At 69.7% G+C, this 6,978-nt stretch carries 11 protein-coding genes; 7 read left to right on the top strand and 4 right to left on the bottom strand.

Annotation, left to right across the window (positions count from 1 at the left end; genetic code table 11):
* On the bottom strand, positions 1-1,808 hold a 1,808-nt coding region (locus tag VED21_RS00530), incomplete at its 3' end, for a chemotaxis protein CheA (RefSeq protein WP_324880347.1).
* 202 nt (positions 1,809-2,010) lie between these two features.
* Here VED21_RS00530 and VED21_RS00525 point away from each other — a divergent pair.
* From VED21_RS00525 to VED21_RS00515, 3 genes are all read left to right on the top strand, one after another.
* A complete protein-coding gene (locus tag VED21_RS00525; protein ID WP_324880346.1) occupies positions 2,011-2,184 on the top strand; it encodes a hypothetical protein in 174 nt (57 codons plus the stop codon).
* 110 nt (positions 2,185-2,294) lie between these two features.
* Positions 2,295-2,489 carry a hypothetical protein gene (locus VED21_RS00520; protein ID WP_324880345.1) on the top strand — a complete coding sequence of 65 codons (195 nt, stop codon included), beginning with the start codon at positions 2,295-2,297 and terminating at the stop codon, positions 2,487-2,489.
* The gene (locus tag VED21_RS00515; RefSeq protein WP_324880344.1) at positions 2,486-2,932 is read left to right on the top strand and encodes a hypothetical protein; all 447 of its coding nucleotides are present in this window, start codon (positions 2,486-2,488) and stop codon (positions 2,930-2,932) included. The genes VED21_RS00520 and VED21_RS00515 overlap by 4 nt, the downstream gene beginning before the upstream one ends.
* Before the next feature lie 6 nt (positions 2,933-2,938).
* On the opposite strand, the gene VED21_RS00510 is transcribed toward VED21_RS00515, so the two are convergent.
* Positions 2,939-3,586 carry a histidine phosphotransferase family protein gene (locus VED21_RS00510; RefSeq protein ID WP_324880343.1) on the bottom strand — a complete coding sequence of 216 codons (648 nt, stop codon included), beginning with the start codon at positions 3,584-3,586 and terminating at the stop codon, positions 2,939-2,941.
* Between the two features lie 141 nt (positions 3,587-3,727).
* On the opposite strand from VED21_RS00510, the gene VED21_RS00505 reads away from it, so the two are divergent.
* The 3 genes from VED21_RS00505 (at position 3,728) to VED21_RS00495 (ending at position 4,532) form a co-directional block, all read left to right on the top strand.
* A complete protein-coding gene (locus VED21_RS00505; protein ID WP_324880342.1) occupies positions 3,728-3,907 on the top strand; it encodes a DUF3553 domain-containing protein in 180 nt (59 codons plus the stop codon).
* Positions 3,908-3,910: 3 nt separating this feature from the next.
* Entirely contained in the window at positions 3,911-4,318 is a 408-nt protein-coding gene (locus VED21_RS00500) for a c-type cytochrome (RefSeq protein ID WP_324880341.1), read from the top strand.
* A gap of 91 nt (positions 4,319-4,409) precedes the next feature.
* Positions 4,410-4,532, top strand: a complete 123-nt coding sequence (locus VED21_RS00495) for a hypothetical protein (protein WP_324880340.1) — start codon at positions 4,410-4,412, stop codon at positions 4,530-4,532.
* A gap of 4 nt (positions 4,533-4,536) precedes the next feature.
* On the opposite strand, the gene VED21_RS00490 is transcribed toward VED21_RS00495, so the two are convergent.
* Positions 4,537-5,583: an esterase-like activity of phytase family protein gene (locus tag VED21_RS00490; protein WP_324880339.1), complete on the bottom strand. Its 1,047-nt coding sequence runs from the start codon at positions 5,581-5,583 to the stop codon at positions 4,537-4,539.
* Positions 5,584-5,843: 260 nt separating this feature from the next.
* Here VED21_RS00490 and VED21_RS00485 point away from each other — a divergent pair, with 260 nt between their 5' ends.
* Positions 5,844-6,503, top strand: a complete 660-nt coding sequence (locus tag VED21_RS00485; protein WP_324880338.1) for a sensor histidine kinase — start codon at positions 5,844-5,846, stop codon at positions 6,501-6,503.
* Here VED21_RS00485 and VED21_RS00480 read toward each other — a convergent pair.
* The gene (locus VED21_RS00480; protein WP_324880337.1) at positions 6,500-6,877 is read right to left on the bottom strand and encodes a NifB/NifX family molybdenum-iron cluster-binding protein; all 378 of its coding nucleotides are present in this window, start codon (positions 6,875-6,877) and stop codon (positions 6,500-6,502) included. The genes VED21_RS00485 and VED21_RS00480 overlap by 4 nt on opposite strands.
* Positions 6,878-6,978 lie beyond the last annotated feature (101 nt).

The following is a 6,978-nucleotide window of genomic DNA, read 5'->3' as shown; positions in this document are numbered from 1 at the left end:
GTGTTGCCCGAGAACATCTCGATGTGGCGCAGGATCGGCGCCACCGGCTTCACCACGATTTCCTCGGTGTCGAACACGCGGTCGACCATGATGCCGAAGGTGTAGGTGCCGACCTGGGTGACGACGATGAAGGTCTCGTCGCCGTCCTTCTTGGCGTTCTCCTCGTCTTCCAGGCGCAGCAGCGTCTGCAGGCTGACCAGCGGCAGCAGGCGGTTGCGCAGGCGCAGGACCGGCGTGCCCTTCAGGCGCTCGATCGTGTGCTCGCTGTCGCTTGCTGCGCGCACCAGCTCGACCACGCTGATCTGCGGGATGGCGAAGCGCTCGCCCGCGCACTCGACGATCAGGGCGGAGACGATGGCCAGGGTCAGCGGGATCTTGATGACGAAGGTCGAGCCCTTGCCCTGGACCGACTTGATCTCGATCGTGCCGCCGATCTTCTCGATGTTCGTCTTGACGACGTCCATGCCCACGCCACGGCCCGACACGCTGGTCACCTTGGTGGCGGTCGAGAAGCCGGGCTTCATGATGTACTGGATGATCTGCTGGTCGGACATGGCCGCCAGCTCGGCCTCCGACGCCATGCCGTTCTGGATGGCCTTCTGCTTGATCTTGTCGATCGCCAGGCCCTTACCGTCGTCCTGGATCTCGATGATGATGTGGCCGCCCTCGTGGTAGGCGTTCAGCGTGACGCGGCCGGTCTCCGGCTTGCCGGCGCGCAGGCGCTCGGCCGGGGTCTCCAGGCCGTGGTCGGCCGAGTTGCGCACCATGTGCGTGAGCGGATCCTTGATCAGCTCCAGCACCTGGCGGTCCAGCTCGGTGTCGGCGCCGAGCATCTGCAGGTCGATCTTCTTGTGCAGTTCGTGCGACAGGTCGCGCACCAGACGCGGCAGCTTGGCCCAGGCGTTGCCGATGGGCTGCATGCGCGTCTTCATGACGCCTTCCTGCAGCTCCGACGTCACGTGGTTCAGGCGCTGCAGAGGTGCCGCGAACTCGCTCTCCTTCTGCGAGCGCAGGATCTGGAGCAGCTGGTTGCGGGTCAGCACCAGCTCCGAGACCATGGTCATCAGGTTTTCGAGCAGGTCGACGTTGACGCGGATGGTCTGCGCGGCGACCGCCGATTCCTTGTTGCCGGCCTCGCGCACCTCGTCGTTGCTGCCGCCGCCGCCAGCGGACGCCGCCTGGGCGGCCGGGACCGGCATCTTGGAGGAGGCGGGCGCCGGCTCGGGCTCCGGCACGGCCAGTTCCTGGGAGGGCTCCGGATCCGGCTCCGGCGGGGCGACGGGGGTCAGCGCGGTGCTCGGCCCCGGGGCGGCGTTCCAGGCGGCCTCCAGCTCCTCCAGGGAGACGGAGGGGACCTCCACCTCTTCCTTCTTGGGCGCCGGCGGGGGCGGCGGGGGCGGCGCGGCCGCGGCGGGGGCGCCGCCGGTCAGCTTGCCTTCGGCGCAGTCGTTCAGGCGGATGATGAGGTCGTTGTCGTCGCCCGGCGGCTCGGCCTCGGTGGCCTCCAGCACGGCCAGCAGGCCCTTGATGGTGTCGAGCGCCTGCAGGATCAGCGACACGGCCGCGGGGTTGATGGTCAGCTCGCCGTCGCGGAACTTGCCCAGCACGTTCTCGGACGCGTGCGCCACCTTCTCCAGGCGCGGCAGGCCGAGGAAGCCGCAGGTTCCCTTGATCGTGTGGACCAAGCGGAAGATGTTCGACAACAGCTCGGGATTGTTGGGATTCTGCTCCAGCCGGACCAGCTCGACGTCGAGGACCGACAGGTTTTCGTTCGTTTCCGTCAGGAATTCACTGAGCAGATCATCCATGGCGTCTTCCCCAGGCCTTCATTTCTCAACCCCGGCCCTTGATTGCGACCGACGGCGCGCGGCTTCGAACGGCCGCAAACCGACCCTTCCAGCACGCCCGGAGCGTGTCAAACACTGATTAAAAGTGTCTTACTCGAAAGGACGGGACGCCGGTAGCCCCGCCGTGCCAAGAAGGACGGGCCACGTTGTCACAGGAGGACCCATGAAGGACGAGCAGCTGGCCCGTGAGGTGCGCGATGCGGTGGCGAAGCTGAACGAGGTGCTGGCCCGCGCCGCCCGCCACAATCTGGCGGTCACCCTGCGCACCACCGCCCACCAGACCACCGGCGGCGTCGAGCAGGTGGTGGTGGAGACGAAGATCTTCCGGCAGCTGTGAGCGCCGCCCCTGGAAGGTGCAGTTGTGTGTTGCGGTCCGGCTGAAGCGGTGTCACGCTGCCGCGACGGTGGATACCCCATTCGGCGAAAAGCTGACGTGGAGCTGCGGCCATGACCAAGTTCGTTGGATTGAAGAAGCCGGACTACGGCAGCCGGCAGACAGACCGGGTCTTCGAGGACAACAGCGGCCACGACATCACCACCGACGGCATCCTCACCGGCATTGCCCGGACCAAGGACGCATTCTCCGGCACCTTCGCCGACATGATGAAAGCGTCCGGCATGTTCGTCCGCGACACGGAATGAGCACGCTGCGCAATGTCGACTGGCAGCGCGTCCTGCACCCTGTCTGCGACGCTATCGAAGCGGTCTACGGCGTCGAACTGGAAGTCGATACCGACGAGCTGGCCGAACTTGAACGCTTCGCCGATGAAAGCCTGAGATCCTATCGGCTGACCAACCCCAACGCCGCAAAGGTGGCCGGGCATCTCTGTTTCTGGCTGCGGCGGCTCAAGCCCATCCGTCACGCCGCCACGTCAAATGCCAAGCTTCTGGCCGTGAACGAAGTGGCGGCGCTCTGGCTCGGATTGGCTATCTGCGATCAATATTTCGATAACGCGAGCGCCCAGTCGTTCAAGATCGATCCGCGAATCCTCAAGGACTGGGTGGCGAGCCTGCGGTACAATTCCCACTCCCCGCACGCGCTGGCCATCGCCTTCGAGATCCTGACCGGGCGCAAGGTCGAATAGCCGCCCTCACCACTCCAGCGTGAACACCAGCGTCTCGTGCCCGGCGGGGGCGGCCGACAGGCGCAGGGTGTAGTATTCGGCGAAGCGGCCGGTGACGTAGGCGTGCACGGTGCGCGCGGTCAGGTCGTCCACCGCCGTCGTGCCGGCCAGCGCCGCAGCGGCGTCCGGGTTCAGGTTGCCGGGGCGGCCCTGCGCGGTCACGGTGACGCGGCCGGAGAACTCATCGCCCTGCCCGCCCACCACGATGGAGCCGCCGTGCGTCAGCGCCTCCTCGGCCAGGACCACGACGTTCAGCAGCGTCTTGCCCAGACCCGGCTTGCCGCCAGCCATGTCGTGCGGCACGCCCTGCGGCCAGTCGACGCGCGTCTTGCCGCCCTCCGTCCAGCCCAGCGCCGCGGCGCGGGCGTCGACGAAGCCGCGCATTTCGCGCCCCGCCAGCCCGTAGGCGAGGCGGAACAGGCGCAGCCGGCGGTCGGCCTGCCCCGAGGAATGGTCGATCAGCTTGATCGCCTCGCCCATGAAGGCCGGGTTCGGCTCGTCCTCGTCCATCTCCTCGATCAGCTCCAGGCCGTTGCGGATGGCGCCGACGGGGCTGACGAGGTCGTGGCAGAAGCGGGAGGTGAGCAGCTCGACGACGCGGATGTCCAAAGGCATGGCGGGGTCCGGTACTACGAAAGGAAGAGACGGGCGCGGCGACGGGAACTTTCCGGCCCGCGCCTCCTTCTTGTAACATCCGAAGGCGCCCGGTTGCCACGGTATGCTGCGCGATTGACGACGTTCGGAGACGATGCCGCCATGGACGACACGCTGGTCCCCGGCGCCTGGGTGCGCCACCCCTCCCGTCCCGACTGGGGCCTGGGCCAGGTCCAGTCGGCCGTCGGCCACCGCGTGACCGTGAACTTCGAGCACGCCGGCAAGCTGCTCATCAACACCGAGGTGGTCGGCCTCGACGTCGTCGAGCCGGACGAGGCGTGACCCGTGCGCCCGCGGCCGGCCTTCGTTCCCGCTGCCGTCGCTGCCGCGTTCCTGTCCGCCGCCCTGCCCGTGCGCGCCGACGCGCTGCCGCCCGGTGACCCGGTCCGGGGCGAGGCGCTGTTCCGCGCCTGCGCCGTCTGCCACACGCTGACGCCCGACGGCGGCCGGCGCGCCGGGCCGACCCTGTGGCGGGTGTTCGGCCGGACGGCCGGCGCGGTGGAGGGCTACCGCTACTCCCCCGCGCTCAAGGGCAGCGGCATCGTGTGGACGGAGGAGACGGTGGCCCGCCTGTTCGAGGTCGGGCCCGACGTCATGGCGCCGGGCAGCAAGATGCCGCTGCAGACCATTGGCGACGCGCAGGCCCGCGCCGACCTCGTCGCCTACCTGCGCACGGCCGCGGGCGGACCCTGAACGCAGACACCTTTGCCACTGGCGCAACGGCGGCACCCGTCCCATACTTCCGGAAAACAACCAGGCCGGAAAACAACCAGGGGAGTCCGCCATGAAGGCCATCGCAATCGGCTTCGCCGCTGCCGTCCTCATCGCCGTCGGCGCCGCCGTCGTACTCGGCACCATCCAGCACAGCTCGGCCGAGCGCTATTCCTCGCAGTCCGTGCGGCTGTAGGCCTCTACTCCCCGCCCATCGCGAACATCAGCAGCAGCGTGCGCTGGAGCGGGTTGGTGTTGTCGTCGGACACGACGAAGACCAGCGTTTCCCCGCGCGGCCCGGTGACCGCCGAGATGCCTTCGTAGTTGTCGGCGGGCAGCGGCGATTCCAGGCGCGCCATCTCCTCGCCGACCAGCGTGGTGCCCGCGAGCGTGGCGCCGGGGCGCAGCGACGCCGCCGGCACGCGCGTGATGCGCCCGCCCCAGCCGCCCAGCAGCGACACCCGCCGCTCCAGCACCAGCACGTCGCCGGATGGCAGCGCCGCAGCGCCGGTCGGCCGGAAGCCGGGCGCCGCGCGGTAGGTCACCGGTTGCCACGCGCGGGGCAGCGACAGCGGCATCTGGCCGATCCAGCCGCGCCGCTCCGGCCGGCCGTTGTCGTCGCCCTCCTCCAGCGCCAGCACGCGGCCGTCGGGCAGTGCCGCCAGCGCCTCGATGCCGCCGTTGAACGGCGCGTCCTCCAGCCCTGGCGGGGGCGGCAGTTCGGTGGGGCTGCCTGACGGGCCGTCGCCGCCACCGCCATAGCGCTCGATTCGGTGGTCGCGCTCGAAGGACACCAGCCAGCCGCCGTCCGGCAGCCGCGCCAGATCCTCGGAGTCGCTGCGGCGCGGCCGGCCGGTCACGAACCGGGTGCCGGGCAGCGTGCGCACGGACAGGTCGGCGGCGCCGGCCAGACGTCCCGCCTCGTCGTACAGCAGGCGCCCCCGCACCAGCTTTCCGTTGTCGGACACGGCGGTGAAGCGCCGCCCGGAGTCGTCCACGACGAGGCCCGACAGGCTCCTGGCGCCGGTCCCGGTGACCTCGATCGCGCCCCGGAAGGCGAGGCCGCCGGCGGTCGCCGGCCCTACCTCGGCCAGGGGGACCGGGCGCGAATCCGCGGCGACGCCCTGGCGCGTTCCCATGCAGGCGGCCGCCGCCAGCAGCCCCGCCGCCAGGACGGCGGCGTTGACGCCAAGCCAGAAGAATCGCGGGCGCCGCCGCAGGCCGGACAGGAGGGGGGAGCGAATCATGGGCGCACTGAAGCACGGCACGCGATCGGGTGGAACCGTTCCATGCGGTTTACGACGGCCCCGCTACCCCCCTTGCTATTCCGTTGCGCGCGGATCGCCCGCGGCGGCACGGCCGATCCGCCTAGGCTGCCGGGGTTACTTCTTCTGAGCCACGCCGCCCCCGCGCGAGAGTGCATAAATTGACTGAGGCTGCGCTCCCGGCGCCGCCCCGAAGCGGAAATCAGGTCCTTTCGATGTCGCACAGGTGCATTCCGGTTGCCATGCCCCCCGATCGCCCGGCCAGCGGATCCGACACCCCGGACATCCCGCCGGAACAGCGCATCCGAGAACTGGAAGCCGAGCTGCGCGAGCTGCAGCACCGCGCCAAGAACAGCCTTCAGCTGGTCATCTCGCTGCTGAAGCTGCAGGCCGGCCGCATCCGCGACCCCGACGCCCGCGTCGCCTATGAACAAACGTTGGTGCGCATCGAGGCGCTGGCGATCCTGTACCGCCAGCTGCACGAGACCGGGTCGGGCACGCACGTCGAGCTGGGCCGCTACGTCGAGGGGCTGTGCGAGGCGGTGAAGGCCGGCACGCCGGGCGGCCTGGCCAACGTGCCCATCACCGTGTCGGCCGAACCGATCACCGTCGGCCTGTACGAGGCGATGCCGCTGGGCCTCATCATCGCGGAGCTGGTGTCCAACAGCCTGCATCACGCCTTCCCGGAACAGGGGTGGATCAACGTGGCGGTGACGCGGCAGAGCGACACGCGCGCCCGCCTCGTGGTGGAGGACAACGGGCGCGCCCTGCCGGCCGGCTTCGACACCACCTCCGACGACGGGCTGATGCTGGCCGAGGCGCTGGCCTCGCAGTTGGGCGACACGCTGTCCACCGACTCCGACTCCTCCGGCACCACCGCCGCCGTCAGCTTCCCCATCTAATGGTGATGATGCCCGCCCTCGTGGTGGGCGTGCGGGTGCTCGGGCGCGAGGGCGGGCTTGACCGTGCCGGCGAAATAGTCGCGGATCGCCTGCACCGGGTCGCTCTCCGCCGTCACCACCGGCTCGATCCCGCGGCGGCGCATGTGGTTGACGAAGCCCTGGCCCGACGTGCCGGCGATCACCACCTGCACCGCGTCGATGGGGTGCGGCTTGCCGTCGCCGTGCAGGTGCAGGACCATGTCCTCCGCAAGGTCGAGGCGGCCGGCGGCGGCCGGCTCCGCGCCCGTCTCGGCGTCGAACAGCAGGAAGCAGCGGGTGCGGCCGCCGTGCGTGGCGATCGTGGCGCCGTCCTGGGTGGCGATGGCGAACTTCATGACAGAGGCTCCGAAACGGGGGCGGCCGGGATGCCCGCACGATAACCGTTTTGCGCCATGTGGGCGGGGGCGTTTGCGCGCGTGCGATAACATGCCACAAT

Source organism: Azospirillum sp. (assembly GCF_035627195.1).
Lineage (GTDB): Bacteria > Pseudomonadota > Alphaproteobacteria > Azospirillales > Azospirillaceae > Azospirillum.
This window is presented reverse-complemented; position numbering and strand designations above follow the sequence as displayed.

What these genes read in the sequence shown, in the direction of transcription:
- VED21_RS00520 (WP_324880345.1), top strand. Translation starts at nt 2,295, where the DNA reads ATGACCAAGTTCGTTGGATTGAAGAAGCCGGACTACGGCAGCCGGCAG.
- VED21_RS00510 (WP_324880343.1), bottom strand. Translation starts at nt 3,586, where the DNA reads ATGCCTTTGGACATCCGCGTCGTCGAGCTGCTCACCTCCCGCTTCTGC.
- VED21_RS00490 (WP_324880339.1), bottom strand. Translation starts at nt 5,583, where the DNA reads ATGATTCGCTCCCCCCTCCTGTCCGGCCTGCGGCGGCGCCCGCGATTC.
- VED21_RS00480 (WP_324880337.1), bottom strand. Translation starts at nt 6,877, where the DNA reads ATGAAGTTCGCCATCGCCACCCAGGACGGCGCCACGATCGCCACGCAC.
- VED21_RS00485 (WP_324880338.1), top strand. Translation starts at nt 5,844, where the DNA reads ATGCCCCCCGATCGCCCGGCCAGCGGATCCGACACCCCGGACATCCCG.
- VED21_RS00515 (WP_324880344.1), top strand. Translation starts at nt 2,486, where the DNA reads ATGAGCACGCTGCGCAATGTCGACTGGCAGCGCGTCCTGCACCCTGTC.
- VED21_RS00505 (WP_324880342.1), top strand. Translation starts at nt 3,728, where the DNA reads ATGGACGACACGCTGGTCCCCGGCGCCTGGGTGCGCCACCCCTCCCGT.
- VED21_RS00525 (WP_324880346.1), top strand. Translation starts at nt 2,011, where the DNA reads ATGAAGGACGAGCAGCTGGCCCGTGAGGTGCGCGATGCGGTGGCGAAG.
- VED21_RS00495 (WP_324880340.1), top strand. Translation starts at nt 4,410, where the DNA reads ATGAAGGCCATCGCAATCGGCTTCGCCGCTGCCGTCCTCATCGCCGTC.